This window comes from Arthrobacter sp. RAF14 (genome assembly GCF_052114185.1).
Classification (GTDB): domain Bacteria; phylum Actinomycetota; class Actinomycetes; order Actinomycetales; family Micrococcaceae; genus Arthrobacter_E.
In genome coordinates this window covers 157,699-172,793 of record NZ_JBFREG010000001.1, presented here as the reverse complement: position 1 = coordinate 172,793, position 15,095 = coordinate 157,699, and the positions used below count along the sequence as shown (strand labels likewise).

14 protein-coding genes are annotated in these 15,095 nt (G+C 68.3%); 6 read left to right on the top strand and 8 right to left on the bottom strand.

Going from position 1 to position 15,095, the window contains the following annotated elements; translation table 11 throughout:
• Positions 1–161 precede the first annotated feature (161 nt).
• Together AB4Y75_RS00845 and AB4Y75_RS00840 are read right to left on the bottom strand one after the other, a co-directional pair.
• A complete protein-coding gene (locus AB4Y75_RS00845) occupies positions 162–365 on the bottom strand; it encodes a helix-turn-helix domain-containing protein (protein WP_441434029.1) in 204 nt (67 codons plus the stop codon).
• 147 nt (positions 366–512) lie between these two features.
• On the bottom strand, positions 513–1,673 hold the full coding sequence (locus tag AB4Y75_RS00840; RefSeq protein WP_441434028.1) for a 3-deoxy-7-phosphoheptulonate synthase: 1,161 nt from the start codon (positions 1,671–1,673) through the stop codon (positions 513–515).
• A 417-nt stretch (positions 1,674–2,090) separates the two neighbouring features.
• On the opposite strand from AB4Y75_RS00840, the gene AB4Y75_RS00835 reads away from it, so the two are divergent.
• Genes AB4Y75_RS00835 through AB4Y75_RS00820 form a run of 4 tightly spaced genes read left to right on the top strand, consistent with a single transcriptional unit; the run spans position 2,091 to position 5,821 of the window.
• Positions 2,091–3,107, top strand: a complete 1,017-nt coding sequence (locus AB4Y75_RS00835; protein ID WP_441434027.1) for a sulfate ABC transporter substrate-binding protein — start codon at positions 2,091–2,093, stop codon at positions 3,105–3,107.
• A complete protein-coding gene (gene cysT / locus AB4Y75_RS00830; protein ID WP_441434026.1) occupies positions 3,104–3,898 on the top strand; it encodes a sulfate ABC transporter permease subunit CysT in 795 nt (264 codons plus the stop codon). Before AB4Y75_RS00835 ends, cysT begins: the two co-directional genes overlap by 4 nt.
• The gene (locus AB4Y75_RS00825) at positions 3,891–4,868 is read left to right on the top strand and encodes a sulfate ABC transporter permease (RefSeq protein ID WP_441434025.1); all 978 of its coding nucleotides are present in this window, start codon (positions 3,891–3,893) and stop codon (positions 4,866–4,868) included. Before cysT ends, AB4Y75_RS00825 begins: the two co-directional genes overlap by 8 nt.
• A complete protein-coding gene (locus tag AB4Y75_RS00820; protein WP_441434024.1) occupies positions 4,865–5,821 on the top strand; it encodes a sulfate/molybdate ABC transporter ATP-binding protein in 957 nt (318 codons plus the stop codon). Before AB4Y75_RS00825 ends, AB4Y75_RS00820 begins: the two co-directional genes overlap by 4 nt.
• Positions 5,822–5,912: 91 nt before the next feature.
• Here the strand turns inward: AB4Y75_RS00820 and AB4Y75_RS00815 are convergent, their stop codons facing one another.
• Positions 5,913–6,419: an ArsR/SmtB family transcription factor gene (locus AB4Y75_RS00815; RefSeq protein ID WP_441434023.1), complete on the bottom strand. Its 507-nt coding sequence runs from the start codon at positions 6,417–6,419 to the stop codon at positions 5,913–5,915.
• A 106-nt stretch (positions 6,420–6,525) separates the two neighbouring features.
• Positions 6,526–7,707, bottom strand: coding sequence for an acetoin utilization protein AcuC (locus tag AB4Y75_RS00810; protein WP_441434022.1), 1,182 nt, complete (start codon positions 7,705–7,707; stop codon positions 6,526–6,528).
• A 334-nt stretch (positions 7,708–8,041) separates the two neighbouring features.
• Between AB4Y75_RS00810 and AB4Y75_RS00805 the strand changes: the two genes are divergently transcribed.
• The gene (locus AB4Y75_RS00805; RefSeq protein ID WP_441435232.1) at positions 8,042–9,466 is read left to right on the top strand and encodes a TrkH family potassium uptake protein; all 1,425 of its coding nucleotides are present in this window, start codon (positions 8,042–8,044) and stop codon (positions 9,464–9,466) included.
• Positions 9,459–10,145 (top strand): potassium channel family protein, encoded by a 687-nt coding sequence (locus AB4Y75_RS00800; RefSeq protein ID WP_441434021.1) that lies wholly within the window; start codon positions 9,459–9,461, stop codon positions 10,143–10,145. The genes AB4Y75_RS00805 and AB4Y75_RS00800 overlap by 8 nt, the downstream gene beginning before the upstream one ends.
• Before the next feature lie 84 nt (positions 10,146–10,229).
• Here the strand turns inward: AB4Y75_RS00800 and proC are convergent, their stop codons facing one another.
• From proC to AB4Y75_RS00780, 4 genes are all read right to left on the bottom strand, one after another.
• Positions 10,230–11,057 (bottom strand): pyrroline-5-carboxylate reductase, encoded by an 828-nt coding sequence (proC, locus tag AB4Y75_RS00795; RefSeq protein WP_441434020.1) that lies wholly within the window; start codon positions 11,055–11,057, stop codon positions 10,230–10,232.
• A 756-nt stretch (positions 11,058–11,813) separates the two neighbouring features.
• On the bottom strand, positions 11,814–12,431 hold the full coding sequence (locus tag AB4Y75_RS00790; RefSeq protein WP_441434019.1) for a DUF305 domain-containing protein: 618 nt from the start codon (positions 12,429–12,431) through the stop codon (positions 11,814–11,816).
• 52 nt (positions 12,432–12,483) lie between these two features.
• Complete coding sequence (locus tag AB4Y75_RS00785) at positions 12,484–12,864, bottom strand: DUF6153 family protein (protein ID WP_441434018.1); 381 nt, start codon at positions 12,862–12,864, stop codon at positions 12,484–12,486.
• Positions 12,861–15,044: a heavy metal translocating P-type ATPase gene (locus AB4Y75_RS00780; RefSeq protein WP_441434017.1), complete on the bottom strand. Its 2,184-nt coding sequence runs from the start codon at positions 15,042–15,044 to the stop codon at positions 12,861–12,863. Before AB4Y75_RS00780 ends, AB4Y75_RS00785 begins: the two co-directional genes overlap by 4 nt.
• Positions 15,045–15,095: the final 51 nt, after the last annotated feature.

Here is a 15,095-nt window from a genome sequence, read left to right as displayed (position 1 = left end):
GAAGTTCCTTACGGTAATACGCGGCCACCCTGCACCCGAAGATCCGGGGCCCGGCAAGCCACACTTTCTTACGATGACGTAAAACGTTCCTTAACAGGGTACCGCTTCCGGCGGCCTGCCCTTGACCGGGTCTCTGGAGACCGGCCCGGAGGAACCCAGGTTCACGCGGTTTCGGAACGATTCCCCGTGACCGCTGCGCGGACGTACTCCTCGACAGCCACTTCCGGCACACGGAAGGAACGCCCGAAGCGCACGGCCGGAAGTTCGCCCGAGTGAATCAGGCGATAAACGGTCATCTTGGACACACGCATCTGGTCTGCAACTTCAGCCACCGTGAGGAAGTCGGTGTTCGCAAAGTGGGCCACGTCCGGCCTCCCCCTCCTGCAATTCAGCCTTGGTTCACGCCGCGAGGTAGTGCGGCGTGTCGGTACTGAGGTTGTCCCATCCTGAGTGCTAGTAACTCTAGTGGCAATTGAGCCTAAAGTGAAAGACGCCACGGATGCGTCGGAAGACTACTCGCCCGTCCTCCGGGTCCGACTCGCGACGGCGAGACGTTTCAGCACGTCAGACGTCACTTCCCAGCCCATGCAGGCGTCCGTGATGCTCTGCCCGTAGACCAGGGCCTCGCGCGCCGCCGGGCCCGCTTGAGGGTCGAACTTCTGCGCGCCTTCCACGAGGAAACTCTCCAGCATCACCCCGGCGATCGAATCAGCCGTCGGCGCGGATTCCAGCTGCTCGGCGAGCTCGACGGCGACCCCCGCCTGACGCACGTGATCCTTGCCGCTGTTGCCGTGGCTCGCGTCCACCACCACCCGGGGGTTACCGCCCCTGGCCTGGAGTGCCCGCGAGACCTCCGCGACCGAGCCGGCGTCGTGGTTGGGCCCGGAGACCCCGCCCCGCAGGATGACGTGCCCGTCCCGGTTCCCGGCGGCGTGCACCACGCTCGTGCGACCGTCCAGGTCCATGCCCAAGAACGACTGCTCCCCCGCCGCGGCCTGACACGCGTCGATCGCGTGACCGACCGTGCCGTCCGTGGCGTTCTTGAACCCCACGGGGAGATCCAGCGCGGCCGCCATCTGCCGGTGCACCTGGCTCTCCGTGGTCCGCGCGCCCACCGCGCCCCAGCTCACGAGGTCCTCCAGGTACGGGGCGCTGAACGGTTCCAGGAATTCGGTGGCCACGGGCAGCCCCAGCTCCGTCACGTCCACCAGGAACTCCCGGGCACGGTCGAGGCCGGTGGCGATGTCATGACCGCCGTCCAGACCGGGATCGTTGATCAGGCCCTTCCACCCCACCGTGGTCCGCGGCTTCTCGAAGTAACAGCGCATCACCACCAGGAGGTCCTCCCGGTGCCGCTCCGCCTCCGCCGCCAGGCGCCGGGCGTAGTCCAGGCCGGCACCGGTGTCGTGCACGGAGCAGGGCCCCACCACCACGAGGAGACGGTCGTCCAGACCGTTCAGGATGGCGCGGACCTCATCGCGGGCGCGTGCGACGACGTTCCCGTGCGCCGCCGTGAGCGGCCGGGAGGCGCGGAGTTCGCGAGGAGTGGGCAGCGGCGCGTAGCGGGTCACCGGAACGGTCGCGGCGGGAGCGACGGCTCCCGGGACGAGCTGGACGAGCGGGGCGTCCACGGCGGACTGAGCTGCTGGCTTCACGATGGCTGCTGGTTTCATGATCTGGGTCCTCGGTTCTGGACGGGACCCTGACCTGCAGAGCCCGCCGGAATGGCGAAGGGCAGGGATTGCATCCCTGCCCTGTGTGCTCTGAAGGTCGATGTGTATGCGCGACTAGCGGCGCCGTTGGCCCTCCAGAGCCACAGCAAAATACGCATACCAACGCTTCGTCATGGTCCCAAACTGTAAGACCTCCACACGGGCGGCGCAAGCCCGCGGCCCGAATATTGCGAGCCTGTCCACCCTCCAGGTCACGCAACTACACACGGAGACCTATATGACACACGCACGCGACGTCGTCGTCGTGCGTCGGTACATTTGCCAGCAACCGCGGCGCATCGGCGTCCGGCGACCACCCCGCTTCTCCGCCCGGTCCCGCTGTCACCGGCAGCTCCGGCTCACTGAAGGAAGACCCTCATGAAGACCTGGAAATCCCGTCTGGCCGTCACCGCCACCGCTCTCGCAGCAGTCCTCGGTATGACCGCCTGCAGCGGTGGGGCCTCCGGAGCGAGCGGCACGCAGCTTTCGATCGTGGGCTTCGCGGTCCCCGAAACGGCCAACAAGGCCATCGCCGCCAAGTTCCAGCAGACCGACGCCGGCAGGGGAGTCACGTTCAGCGGCTCCTACGGCGCCTCGGGCGACCAGAGCCGCAAGGTCGCCGCGGGCGCGAAGGCCGACTACGTCCACTTCTCCCTCCAGAGCGACGTCACCCGTCTGGTCAAGGCCGGCCTGGTGGCCGAGGACTGGAACAAGAACGCCACCAAGGGCATCGTCTCCGATTCCGTGGTGGTCCTGGTGGTCCCCAAGGGCAACCCGCAGGGCATCAAGAGCTGGGAGGACCTCACCCGCCCGGACGTCAAGATCATCACGCCCGACCCCAAGTCCTCCGGCTCCGCCCGCTGGAACATCCTGGGCGCCTACGGCCACGCCGTCGCATCCGGGAAGACCGAGGCTCAGGCCTCCGACTTCCTGAAGAAGATCTTCGCGAACGTGACGCAGTGGGCCGGCAGCGGCCGCGAGGCCACCGAAGCCTTCGACAAGAAGGTGGGCAACGTCCTCATCTCCTACGAGAACGAGGCGATCCTGGCCCGGCAGAAGGGCAAGGACTACGACTACATCGTGCCCAATGACACCGTGCTGATCGAGAACCCGGGCGCGATCCTGAAGAAGGCGGACCCCAAGGCCAAGGACTGGCTGAACTTCGTGCTCAGCAAGGACGGCCAGACCGAGTTCGCCAAGACCGGTTTCCGTCCGGTGATCGACGGCGTGAAGACCGAGGTCAAGGGCGCGAACGATCCGGCCAACCCGTTCCCCGCCCCTGAGCACCTGCTCACCGTGGAGAAGGACTTCGGCGGCTGGGCCTCCGTGGACAAGAAGTTCTTCGCGGACGGCGCGCTCATCGACCAGCTGCGTGCGGCGGCCGTCAAGAAATGAAGCCTGACACGCTGACCCGCCCCGCCGCCGTCGGCCTCGGACTCGCGCTCCTCTGGTTCAGCATCCTGGTGCTGATCCCGCTGGCCGCGATCGTCCTGAGCTCGACGGCGGGGGGCTGGCAGCAGTTCATCGGCACCATCACGGACCCGCAGACCTTCGCGGCGCTGCGGCTGACCGTGCTGCAAGCACTGGGCGCGGCGCTGGTGAACGTCGTGGTCGGCACGACGATCGCCTGGGTCCTGGTCCGCGACCGCTTCCCGGGCAAGGCGATCCTCGAGGTCATCATCGACATCCCCTTCGCCCTGCCGACCATCGTGGCGGGCCTGGTGCTGCTGAGCCTGTACGGGCCGGAGAGCCCACTCGGCATCAACGTGGTCAACACGCAGCAGGGCATCTTCCTGGCGCTGCTGTTCGTGACGCTCCCCTTCGTGGTCCGCACGGTGCAGCCGGTGCTCCTGGAACTCGACCAGGACGTCGAGGAGGCCGCCGCGTCCCTCGGCGCGAGCCGCTTCACCACCTTCCGCCGGGTCATGCTGCCGGCCCTCATGCCGGCCATCACGGCGGGCGCTTCGCTGGCCTTCGCCCGGGCCATCAGTGAGTTCGGGGCGCTGGTGCTGATCTCCGGGAACACGCCCTTCGTCACCGAGGTGGCCTCCCTAAAGATCCTCAAGTTCATCGAGAGCGACAACCGGGCCGCGGCCGCCTCCGTGGCGCTGGTCCTCCTGGTGGTCTCCCTGGCCGTCCTGGTCGCCCTCGACATCCTGCAACGAAAGGTGGCACGGCGTGGCTGAGACCTCTTTGTCCGCCGGAATCCCTGCCGGCGTCGACACCCCCACGGCGCCGGCCGCACCGGTCGTACCGGTCGCCGCGGACGCCGCCGCAGCGGCCCGCCCGGGCCGACGCCGGACCCCCCGGGTCGCCGGTCGGAACCGGAATGGCGGCGGCCACGTCCTCCGGGTCCTGCTGCGCGTCCTCGTGATCGGCTACCTGTTCTTCCTGGTCGTCTGGCCCGTGTCCCTGGTGGTGCTCCGAACGTTCGCGCCGGTGAACGATCTCGGCGGTTTCGACGCCTTCCTGGCCCGTGTCTCCGACCCGGCGTTCGGATACGCCTTCGGCCTGACACTGACCGCAGCGCTCTGGGCCGTGGGGCTGAACGCGGTCTTCGGGCTGGGCATCTCCCTGCTCCTGGTCCGCTACTCGTTCCCCGGCCGCCGGCTGCTCTCCGCCCTGGTGGACCTGCCCATGTCCGTCTCCCCCGTGGTGGTGGGTCTGGCCCTGGTCCTCGCGTACAGCAGCAATCAGGGCTGGTTCGGCCCGCTCCTGGAATCCCTGGACTGGCAGATCATCTTCTCCACGCCCGGCATAGTCCTGGCCACCACCTTCGTCTCCCTTCCCCTGGTCATCCGGGAGATCGTCCCGGTGCTCCAGGAGATCGGGATCGAGCAGGAACTCGCGGCCCGCAGCCTCGGCGCCGGCGCCGTGCAGACCTTCCTGCGGATCACCCTGCCGGCCATCAAGTGGGCGCTGGTGTACGGCGTCGTGCTCTCGCTGGCCCGTGCGCTCGGCGAGTTCGGCGCGGTCAAGATCGTCAGCCAGGGCGCATCCTTCAACGGCGAGACGGCCACCCTGCTGGTGGCCAACCGCTACGGCAACTTCGACGAGGCGACGGCCTACGCCGCCGCGTTCCTCCTGGTCCTGATCGCCATCACCGCACTGGTGGTCGTGACCATCCTCCGCCCCTCCAAGGAGCACAGCTCATGAGCATCACGGTTTCCCAGGTCAACAAGAATTTCGGGGACTTCGTGGCCCTGCAGGACATCAACCTGGACATCCCCACGGGTCAGCTCACGGCCCTGCTGGGCCCCTCGGGTGGCGGCAAGTCGACGCTGCTGCGGATCATCGCGGGCCTGGAGAACGCCGATTCGGGCAGCATCACCATCAGCGGCCAGGAAGCCACGCACCTGCCGGCGCAGAAGCGCAATGTGGGATTCGTGTTCCAGCACTACGCGGCGTTCAAGCACATGACGGTGGCGAAGAACATCGCGTTCGGCCTGGAGATCCGCAGGCTGCCCAAGGCCCGGATCAAGGAGAAGGTGGATTCCCTCCTGGAGCTGGTCCACCTGACGCAGTTCGCGGACCGTCTCCCGGCCCAGCTGTCCGGCGGTCAGCGGCAGCGTATGGCGCTGGCCCGTGCGCTGGCGATCGAGCCCAGCGTCCTGCTGCTGGACGAACCGTTCGGCGCGCTGGACGCCAAGGTCCGCAAAGAACTCCGCGACTGGCTGCGCCGGCTGCACGACGAGGTCCACGTGACCACCCTCTTCGTCACCCACGACCAGGAGGAGGCCCTCGAGGTCGCCGACAACATCGTGGTCATCAACCACGGCCGTGTGGAGCAGGTCGGCACACCGGACGAGCTGTACGACGAACCGGCCAACGACTTCGTCCTCGGCTTCCTGGGTCCGGTCACCGAGTTCCGGGGCCGACTGGTCCGGCCGCACGATCTGGAGATCTTCCGGACCGAGACCCCCGGCGCCCTGGCCGGACGGATCGTCCGGAGCACCCGGGTGGGCTTCGAGGTGCGCCTCGAAGTGCAGCTCCTCGCCACACCGGACGCACCCCCGGTCAACGCGGTGGTGACGCGGGGCGAGGCCCGCTCGCTCGGCCTCGCCGTGGGTGACACCGTCTTCCTCGACCTGCAGCCCGCCCTCGTCTGAACCACTCATGGACTGCTCCACAGGACGCCACTTCGAGCCCGTTCCGGCGGAGAAGTGGAGTCGTGTGGAGCAGTCGATGAGGAAGGTGAAGCTACTTCTTACGGCCGAGCTTGGGCAGGTTCGCGAAGACCTCCGCGGCGCGGGTGGCCGCCCGGCTCGCCGCGCGGCCCAGCTGCTGGCCGGTGTTGGCCACTCCGCCCGCGTCCTGTGCCCCGTGGTCGGTCTGCTCCGCTTCGGGGATGACGAACGCTGCCGCCGCAGGCTGCACGGCCGGAGCCGACGACGGCACCACGCGGCTTCCCGGGGCGGGCGCGGACTGCGGACGCACCGTTCGAGCGGACGGCGCCAGTCCGGCCAGCCAGTCCTGCACTGCCCGCAGCGGTTCCCGTTCGAGCGAGTAGAAGCGCTTCTGGCCTTGGGCCCGCATGGTCACCAGACCGGCTTCGCGGAGAACGCGAAGATGCTTGGAGACCGTGGGCTGGCTCGCCTGGAGATCCTCCACGAGCTCGCCGACGGCTTTGTCGCCGGAGCGGAGCGCGGACAGGATCTCCCGTCGCGTCGGCTCGGCAATGACCGCGAAGATGTCGTCAACCACCATGTCTCTTACCCTAGCGACATATATCTCCGAAGGCATCCTTATGCCGTCATGAGTCCTGCGGCATCTTTCAGGACGGCCGGGCCGGCGGCTCAGATGGACTGGAGCCTCAGTCGAACCAGGGATCGAGCCCGAACAAGGGGAAGACCTCTTTGCGCGTGGCCATGATCGCCCGGTCCACCGCGTTGGACGGGTCGTAACCGGTCTCCCAGGAGCGCCACCAGATGTCCTCGCCGTCGCCCATGAACCGCGGAGCCACCACACCGAAATCCCGTTCCACCCGTTCGATCCACCGCTCAGGCACCGGGGTGCTCACAGGCAGGGAACGGCCGCTGGCGATGGCCACGAGGTGGGTCCAGGAACGCGGCACCACGGAACAGACGTCGTAGCCGCCGCCACCCGTCGCGATCCACCGGTCCCCGCAATGGCGCTGGGCCAGGGACGCCACGGAGTTCATCGCCTCACGCTGGCCGTCCACCGTGACGCGGAGGTTGCTGAGGGGGTCGTCCCGGTGTGAGTCCGCTCCGTGCTGGCTCACGATCACCTCGGGGGCGAACTCCCGCACCACCGCCGGGACCACCGAGTGGAACGCACGCAGCCAGCCGGCGTCGTCCGTTCCGGCGGGCAGTGCGATGTTGACGGCGCTGCCCATGGCATTCGGCCCACCGGTCTCCGCCGGGAATCCGGTGCCCGGGAAGAGCGTCTGGCCGGACTCGTGGAGTGAGATGGTCAGCACGCGCGGATCGTTCCAGAAGATGCTCTGGGTGCCGTCGCCATGATGGGCGTCGACATCGATGTAGGCCACGCGCCGCACTCCGCCGTCGAGGAGACGGGTGATCGCCAGGGCGGCGTCGTTGTAGATGGAGAAGCCGCTGGCCCGGTCGCTGGCCGCGTGATGCATGCCGCCACCGAAATTCACGGCGCGGACCGCTTCGCCCGAAAGTATGCGATCCGCAGCAAGCAAGGAGGCGCCGGCCAGGCGCGCGGCGGCCTCGTGCATCCCCGCGAAGGCCGGGTCATCCTCGGTCCCCAGTCCCAGCAGCGGCAGCGGGCTGGACGGGTCTTCCGAAACCCGGTGGACGGCGGCCACGTACGCGGGATCGTGCACCCGCTCCAGCTCGGCGTCCGTGGCGATCTCCGGGGCCAGCACGGTGACCTGGGGCCGGTACAGCACCCCCAGATCCTGGGCCAGCTGCGCGGTGAGTTCCAGCCGCGCGGGGGCCATGGGATGGGTCGGTCCGAAGTCATAGGCCGTCATGGCCGGGTCCCAGACCACCGTGGTCGGCGGCATGTCATGGTTCACCGCACTCCGGGGCACTGCCGGGGAGTGGGCAGGGGAAGACGGCGCCGGCGCTGCTTCATGGGACTGAGACATCAAGGACAGGCTACACGGCAGCCATGCAATGGGACCGAATGGTGGTTAACTACTGCAAGGACAACGCGGGCCACGGCCCAGAGCCTCGACAGAAGGACAGCTCATGCCCAGCTCCGGGCCCCACCACCAGCCCTCACGGCCCGCCCGGGCCGCGGCGGCGTCGACGACTGGCGGACGCGCCACCGGGAAGGCCCGCGGCGGCGGCGCTCCGACCACCCCGAACGGCGGTCCGTCGCGCAGGAACCCGGGCATGGACGCCCCGTTCGCGGAGCCTCTCACGGGCTGGCAGCCGCCACAGGAGCCCGGCAGGTTCGGCGCCTTCACCGCCGTGCGGGACTTCGTCGACCGGCTGGCCAACTCCTCGCCGGCCCGCCTGGCACTCGTGGCCTTCACCTCGGTGATCCTGCTCTTCACCTTCCTGCTCTCCCTGCCGGTCGCGGCCAGCAGTGGACAGGTCACGCCGCTGCACCAGGCCCTGTTCACCGCGGTCTCCGCAGTATGTGTCACGGGGCTGACGGTGGTGTCGACTGCCGCGCACTGGACCTTCTTCGGCCAGCTCGTGATCATGATCGGCATCTTCGTCGGCGGTCTCGGCACGCTGACCCTCGCCTCCCTTCTGGCCCTCATGGTCAGCAAGAAGCTCGGGGTGCGCGGCAAGCTCATCGCTCAGGAGGCCATGAACAACGCCGGTCGCCTCGGAGAGGTCGGCACCCTGCTCCGCGTGGTCATCATGACGTCCGTGGTGATCGAGGGCGCGCTGGCCCTGGCCCTCATCCCCCGCTTCTGGACGCTCGGGGAGAGCTTCTGGACGGGCATCTGGCATGGCGTGTTCTACTCGATCTCCGCCTTCAACAATGCCGGCTTCACACCGCACTCGGACGGGATCGTGCCCTATGAGACGGACCTGTGGATCCTGATCCCCCTCATGCTCGGGGTGTTCCTGGGGTCCTTGGGCTTCCCCGTGGTGATGGTGCTGCAACAGAACGGCCTGAACTGGCGCAAATGGAACCTCCACACGAAGCTCACCATTCAGGTGTCCCTCATCCTGCTGGTGGTCGGCAGCCTGCTCTGGGCCCTCATGGAGTGGGACAACCCGCGCACGATCGGCAGTATGGGCGTGGGCGACAAGATCATCCATTCCGTCTTCGCCTCGGTGATGACCCGCTCGGGTGGGTTCAACCTGGTGGATCAGAATCATCTGGACTCCACCACCATGCTCCTGACGGACGCGCTGATGTTCGCCGGCGGCGGCTCGGCGTCGACCGCCGGCGGCATCAAAGTGACCACCATCGCGGTGATGTTCCTGGCGATCCGCGCGGAAGCACGAGGCGATGCCGACGTGAAGGTCTACGGCCGGACCATCCCTCAGGGGACCATGCGTGTGGCCATCTCGGTCATCGTCATGGGCGCCACCTTCGTGTCCGTCGCAGCGTTCTCCCTGCTGGCCATCAGCGGCGCCAGCCTGGACCGTGTGCTCTTCGAGACCATCTCAGCCTTCGCCACCGTGGGGCTGAGCACCAACCTCAGTGCTGAACTGCCGCCCGCGGGCGTATATGTTTTGAGTGCTCTGATGTTCGCCGGACGCGTCGGCACGGTCACCCTGGCCGCGGCGCTGGCGATCCGGCAGCGGAGCCAGCTGTACCACTTCCCGGAAGAGAGGCCGATCATTGGCTAAGAACCAGGGCGCCACGAACCGCCCCTCCCCCAACGCACCCGTCCTGGTGATCGGGCTGGGCCGCTTCGGCGCCGCGACGGCCGAGCAGCTGGTCAAGCAGGGCCGTGAGGTGCTGGCCATCGAGCGGGACCGCACGCTGGTCCAGAAATGGGCACCGGTCCTCACCCACGTGGTCGAAGCGGACGCGACGAACATCGACGCCTTGCGCCAGCTCGGCGCCCAGGAATTCTCCTCCGCCGTGGTGGGCGTGGGGACGTCCATCGAGTCCAGCGTGCTCATCACGGTGAACCTGGTGGATCTGGGCATCGAGCACCTCTGGGTGAAGGCGATCACGCCGTCGCACGGCAAGATCCTCACCCGGATCGGCGCGAATCACGTCATCTACCCCGAGGCCGACGCCGGCGTCCGCGCGGCGCACCTGGTGTCCGGCCGTCTGCTCGACTTCATCGAGTTCGACGACGACTTCGCGATCGTCAAGATGTACCCGCCCAAGGAGACCGTGGGCTTCACCCTGGAGGAGTCCAAGGTCCGCTCCAAATACGGCGTGACCGTGGTGGGTGTGAAGTCCCCGGGCGAGGACTTCACGTATGCGCGTCCGGACACGAAGGTCTCCAGTCACGACATGCTGATCGTCTCGGGCCACGTGGATCTCCTGGAGCGCTTCGCGGCCCGCCCCTGACGCTCCTCCCCTTCGCGAGAAGCCAGTTGAGCACAATCCGGAGTACTCGGATTGTGCTCAACTGGCTTCTCGCGAGGGGGTGTGTCAGTCCAGGCTGGCCGTGATCTCCGCGGCCCGCTCGGCCGCGGCACGCGCTCCGGCGGCGATGATCGCCGGGATGCCCTGCTCGTCGAAGGTCGCGATCGCGCGTTCCGTGGTGCCGTTGGGGCTGGTGACGCCCTTGCGGAGCGCCGAAGCGTCGGCGCCGTCCTCGCCCAGCATCAGGCCGGCTCCGGCGACTGTCTCGCGCGCCAGGAGCGCGGACAGCTCGGGATCGAGGCCCAGTTCGACGCCGGCGGCGGCCATGGCCTCGGCCAGGTAGAACGCGTAGGCGGGCCCGGAGCCGCTGATCGCGGACAGGGCATCCACCTGCTCCTCCGGGATCTCCACGACCGTCCCCACCGTTTCGAAGAGTTCACGGACCAGGGCGAGCTGGTCGGCACTCGTGTTCGTTCCGCCCGACACCGAGATGACGCCCTTGCCCAGCCGCGCGGGGGTGTTCGGCATCGTCCGGATCACCGGCTGGCCGGCCGGCAGGGCCGCTTCCAGCTGCTCGAGGGAGACCGCCGCGGCCACGCTCACCACCACCGTCTCCGGGGTCAGCACCGGCGCGATCTCGCGGGCGAGGGCGGCGATGCCCACCGGCTTGACGCCCAGGATCACGACGGCGGCATCCCGGACGGCTTCGCGGTTCGCCTCCGCGTCCTCCGAGCCGGCGATGGCCACCACTCCGTGCCGCTCTGCGAGCTCCGCGGCCCGCTCGGCACGGCGCACCGTGGCGACGATGTCGCTGGGTTCAGAGCCGGCGGCGATCAGGCCGGACAGGATGGCTTCGTTCATGGATCCACAACCGAGGAAGGCGATTCTGCTCATGCGTCCATCTTGGCATGGAGGCTCCGGTACACGAGCGGGTGGTTTTCCGCCGTGGAGGCGCCCGGGGAATCCCTGGGGCTTCGCCACGGGTTCCCGGGGCCCATCAGCACCGCCCCGGCGTCGTCCTGTGAATCGACCCGCTGAGGCGGATCGAGGAGGGCACCAAGACCATTGAGACGCAGGTCACAGGGCGATGGCGACGATTCCCAGGCTATGCACGGGTTCAGTGAAGCCTCTACACAACTTGCGTTCCTAGAGTGGTTAATACCTCAAAGGGTGCGAGTGAATCTGCGGATGCGAAAGCGTCCGCACGGAAGTCGGCAGCTGTTCGGGTTTTCCCCCTGATCCCCCGTTCAGCTGCCGGCTTTCGGTCTTTAACGCCGCGTTACGCACCGCGCCACGCCGGAACGCCGCCCTTCATCGGGCGTCATGGATAAAGTTTTCGCACGTCAAACACGTGTTCGGTAAAATGTTCGCCTCTTCACAGGGAGTTCCAAGGTAAAAACTGTTGTTTCGGCGAGCTTGAAGAGTAAAGTAGTTATTGCCTCATGGAGGTGCGAGTGATGATCCAGCCCCGCAAGGGCTGGACGACGCCGGGTAGTGCAAGGAACGTTCCCCCCAAGTGTTCCTTGAATCAGCTGCCCGGCGTTCGCTCGTTAACGGGACCTTTTCGCTGAGAGTCAGGTCGCCCGGGAGCCTGCTCGTCGACGGGCCGGTCCTTGACGAACCGGCCCGTCGCCCTGCGGGGCCCACCTGTCAGAGCGCGGCCAGCAGCTTCTTCATCTCGGCGATCTCCGCGGCCTGATCGGCGACGATCTTCCGGCTCAGTTCCACGGCCTTCGCGTCTTTCCCTTCACGGCTCTCCGTGCGCGCCATGGTGAGCGCCCCTTCGTGATGCTTGATCATCTGGCTCAGGAAGAGCCGTGCCGCGGCCGTTCCCTGTGCGGATTTCAACTGCTCCAGATCGTCGGCGCTCATCATGCCGTCCATCGAGTGGCCCGCATGGCCGGCGGGATTCTCACCCCAGTCGCTCAGCCAGGACTTCAGCGTGGCGATCTCGGGACCCTGAGCCTTCTGGATCCTGCGCGCCAGCGCCGTCACATCCTCCGGGATCCCCTGCTTCGCCAGCATGATCCCGCTCATCTCCAGAGCCTGGCTGTGATGCGGGATCATCATGGCGGCGAACATCGTGTCCGCCGCGTTGTGCCCGTCCCCGGTCTGGACCGGAGACGACGCGGGCGCCGAGGAGGCCTGCCCGCCGTGCCCGGGCATCCCCGACATGTCTTCGCCGGAACCGGCGGTTCCGGCGGAGCAGGCGGAGAGCAGGAGTGCCGCGCCGAGGCCGGCGGCGGTGGTGATCAATGTCTTCTTCATGAGGGGTCCTTCCCGTGGTCTTCCATGTTCGGTCTGAGGAATCTCCCCGACCTCACGTCCTGCTGATGCAGAGCTCCACGAGAGAAGGCCTCACCCTGTCCCGGACCGGTCCTGGGCCTTCATGCACCCGGGTCCACCCCACCATGACGGCCCGCAGCCGGTCCGGAGTCACGAGCGCCGGAGCCTGCCCGCCGGGCAGGGGGATGCACCCCAATCCGGCACCCGCCATCGTGTGGCAAGGGGCCGGACCGTCACACGGCGGGGTCTGCTCCGACGGTGAGCCGCCCCCGCCGTGGAGGACGGCGCCGTCGTGCGTCATGTGGGCCGCCGCATGAGCATGCGGCGCGGGCGCCTGCAGGCTGGCGACAGCGTGCATGCCCAGGAGGCCGGCCACCACACTCAGGACCAGCAGCAGACGCCTCAGGAGACTCATGCCGACGACGCCGGGTCGAGGCGGAGCCGACGCAGCAGCTGCGCGTTGAGGGCCACCACGATCGTCGAGAGTGACATCAGCACGGCGCCGGCGGCCGGCGACAGCACGACGCCCGCGAACGCCAGGACTCCGGCGGCCAGCGGCACCGAGAGGACGTTGTAGCCCGTGGCCCAGACCAGGTTCTGCCACATCTTCCGGTAACTCGCACGGGACAGTTCCACGAGGGACAGGACAGCCCTCGGATCGTTGCCGGCCAGCACGACGCCGGCCGACTCCACCGCCACGTCGGTGCCCCCGCCAATCGCGATCCCGACGTCCGCACGGGCCAGCGCCGGGGAGTCGTTGACCCCGTCGCCCACCATCGCGACGCGGAGCCCCCGGGCCTGAAGCTCGGCCACTTTGCCGTCCTTGTCCGCGGGCAGCACCTCGGCGAAGACCTCGTCGATGCCGAGCTCGGACGCGACCGCCGCCGCGACCTGACGCGCGTCACCGGTGATCATGGCCACCGTGATCCCCCGCGCCTGCAGGGCCGCGACCGCCTGCCGGGATTCCGGCCGGATCGCGTCCTCCAGGCTGAGGGCGCCCAGCACGGTCCTGCCCTCGAGAACGTGAAGCACGGCGGCTCCACGGGAGGCCCAGTCTTCGGTGCTGCCGCGCAGCAGTCCGGGTTCCACGGCTTCCAGCTCGGCGAGCAGCGCGGGGCCGCCCACCCGGTACTCCACCCCGTCGACGACGGCGCGTGCGCCGCGCCCGGTCAGCGCATCGAAGCCGTGGGCAACGGGGATCGTGAGGCCACGTTCGCGGGCAGCCCGGACGATGGCGCGGGCCACCGGGTGCTCACTGTCGGCCTCGACGGCCGCTGCGAGAGCGAGCATCCGGTCTGCGTCGCCGTCGACGGCCACGGCCTCCCGGACCGCCGGTTCGCCCTGCGTCAGGGTCCCCGTCTTGTCGAAGAGCACGACGTCGACAGTCCGCATCTTCTCCAGCGCGATCCGGTTCTTGATGAGTACCCCGGCCCGGGCGGCCCGCTCCGTGGAGATCGCGATCACCAGCGGGATGGCCAGGCCCAGGGCATGCGGGCAGGCGATGACGAGCACGGTGACCGTCCTGGTCACGGCCTCGGGGACATTTCCCAGCAGTGTCCAGACCAGGAACGTCAGAAGCCCGGCGCCCGCGGCGAAGTAGAACAGGAAGGCGGCCGCCCGGTCGGCGAGGGCCTGCGTGCGAGACGACGACGCCTGGGCTTCAGCCACCAGGCGCTGGATGCCCGCCAGCGCGGTCTCCTCGCCCACAGCGGTGACCCGGACCCGGACACTGTTGTCCGTGGCCACGGTTCCGGCGACCACCAGGTCGCCCGGTGAGCGTGGCACCGTCCGGGACTCACCGGTGATCATCGACTCGTCGAACTCGGCGCGCCCTTCCGTGATGACCCCGTCCGCGGGCATCCGGGACCCGGAGCGGACCAGAAGAAGGTCCCCGGCCCGCAGCGCCGAGGTCGGCACCATCTCGGTCCCCTGATCGGTGAGACGTTCGGCCTCATCCGTCAGGAGCGCCGCGAGCGCATCCAGAGCGCCGCGGGCCGAGCCGAGGGCCCGCATCTCGATCCAGTGGCCCAGCAGCATGATGGTCACCAGCAAGGCGAGTTCCCACCAGAAGTCCAGATCGAAACCACCCAGCCCCAGGCTGGTGGCCCAGGACGCCAGGAAGGCCACGGTGATGGCCATGCTGATCAGGAGCATCATGCCGGGGCGGCGATCCCGCAGCTCCTGGACGCCTCCCTTCAGGAACGGGGCGCCACCGTACACGAAGATCACGGTGCCGAGAACAGGGGTGATCCAGGACGAGCCGGGGAAGTCCGGAGCCCGGTACCCCAGGAGATGACCCACCATGGGGCTGAAATAGACCACGGGGACGGACAGTGCCAGGGTGATCCAGAACCGGCTGCGGAACATCGCCGTGCTGTGCCCGGCGTGCTGTCCGTGCTGGTGGACCTGGTGGTCGTCATCCGCTGCGGCCTGGTGGCCGTGGGCGTTGTGGCCGTGGGCGTTGTGGCTGTGGGACTGGTCGTCGCGGTGCACGGTGGGGTCGGCCACTTCGACGCCCTGAGCCTCCGCAGCCTCGGTGGCGTGTGCGCCAGGGGCGTGCTGATGATGTTCGTGGTGCTGCTCGTGCTGTCTCATGTCCCCTCCCGGGAAGTCCCGCCGCGCCGGCCGTCGGAGCGTCCACTCCTA

Coding starts and splice junctions, on each gene's coding strand:
- AB4Y75_RS00840 (WP_441434028.1), bottom strand. CDS start 1,673: ATGAAACCAGCAGCCATCGTGAAGCCAGCAGCTCAGTCCGCCGTGGAC.
- AB4Y75_RS00835 (WP_441434027.1), top strand. CDS start 2,091: ATGAAGACCTGGAAATCCCGTCTGGCCGTCACCGCCACCGCTCTCGCA.
- cysT (WP_441434026.1), top strand. CDS start 3,104: ATGAAGCCTGACACGCTGACCCGCCCCGCCGCCGTCGGCCTCGGACTC.
- AB4Y75_RS00820 (WP_441434024.1), top strand. CDS start 4,865: ATGAGCATCACGGTTTCCCAGGTCAACAAGAATTTCGGGGACTTCGTG.
- AB4Y75_RS00815 (WP_441434023.1), bottom strand. CDS start 6,419: ATGGTGGTTGACGACATCTTCGCGGTCATTGCCGAGCCGACGCGACGG.
- AB4Y75_RS00810 (WP_441434022.1), bottom strand. CDS start 7,707: ATGCCGCCGACCACGGTGGTCTGGGACCCGGCCATGACGGCCTATGAC.
- AB4Y75_RS00805 (WP_441435232.1), top strand. CDS start 8,042: ATGGACGCCCCGTTCGCGGAGCCTCTCACGGGCTGGCAGCCGCCACAG.
- proC (WP_441434020.1), bottom strand. CDS start 11,057: ATGAGCAGAATCGCCTTCCTCGGTTGTGGATCCATGAACGAAGCCATC.
- AB4Y75_RS00790 (WP_441434019.1), bottom strand. CDS start 12,431: ATGAAGAAGACATTGATCACCACCGCCGCCGGCCTCGGCGCGGCACTC.
- AB4Y75_RS00785 (WP_441434018.1), bottom strand. CDS start 12,864: ATGAGTCTCCTGAGGCGTCTGCTGCTGGTCCTGAGTGTGGTGGCCGGC.
- AB4Y75_RS00780 (WP_441434017.1), bottom strand. CDS start 15,044: ATGAGACAGCACGAGCAGCACCACGAACATCATCAGCACGCCCCTGGC.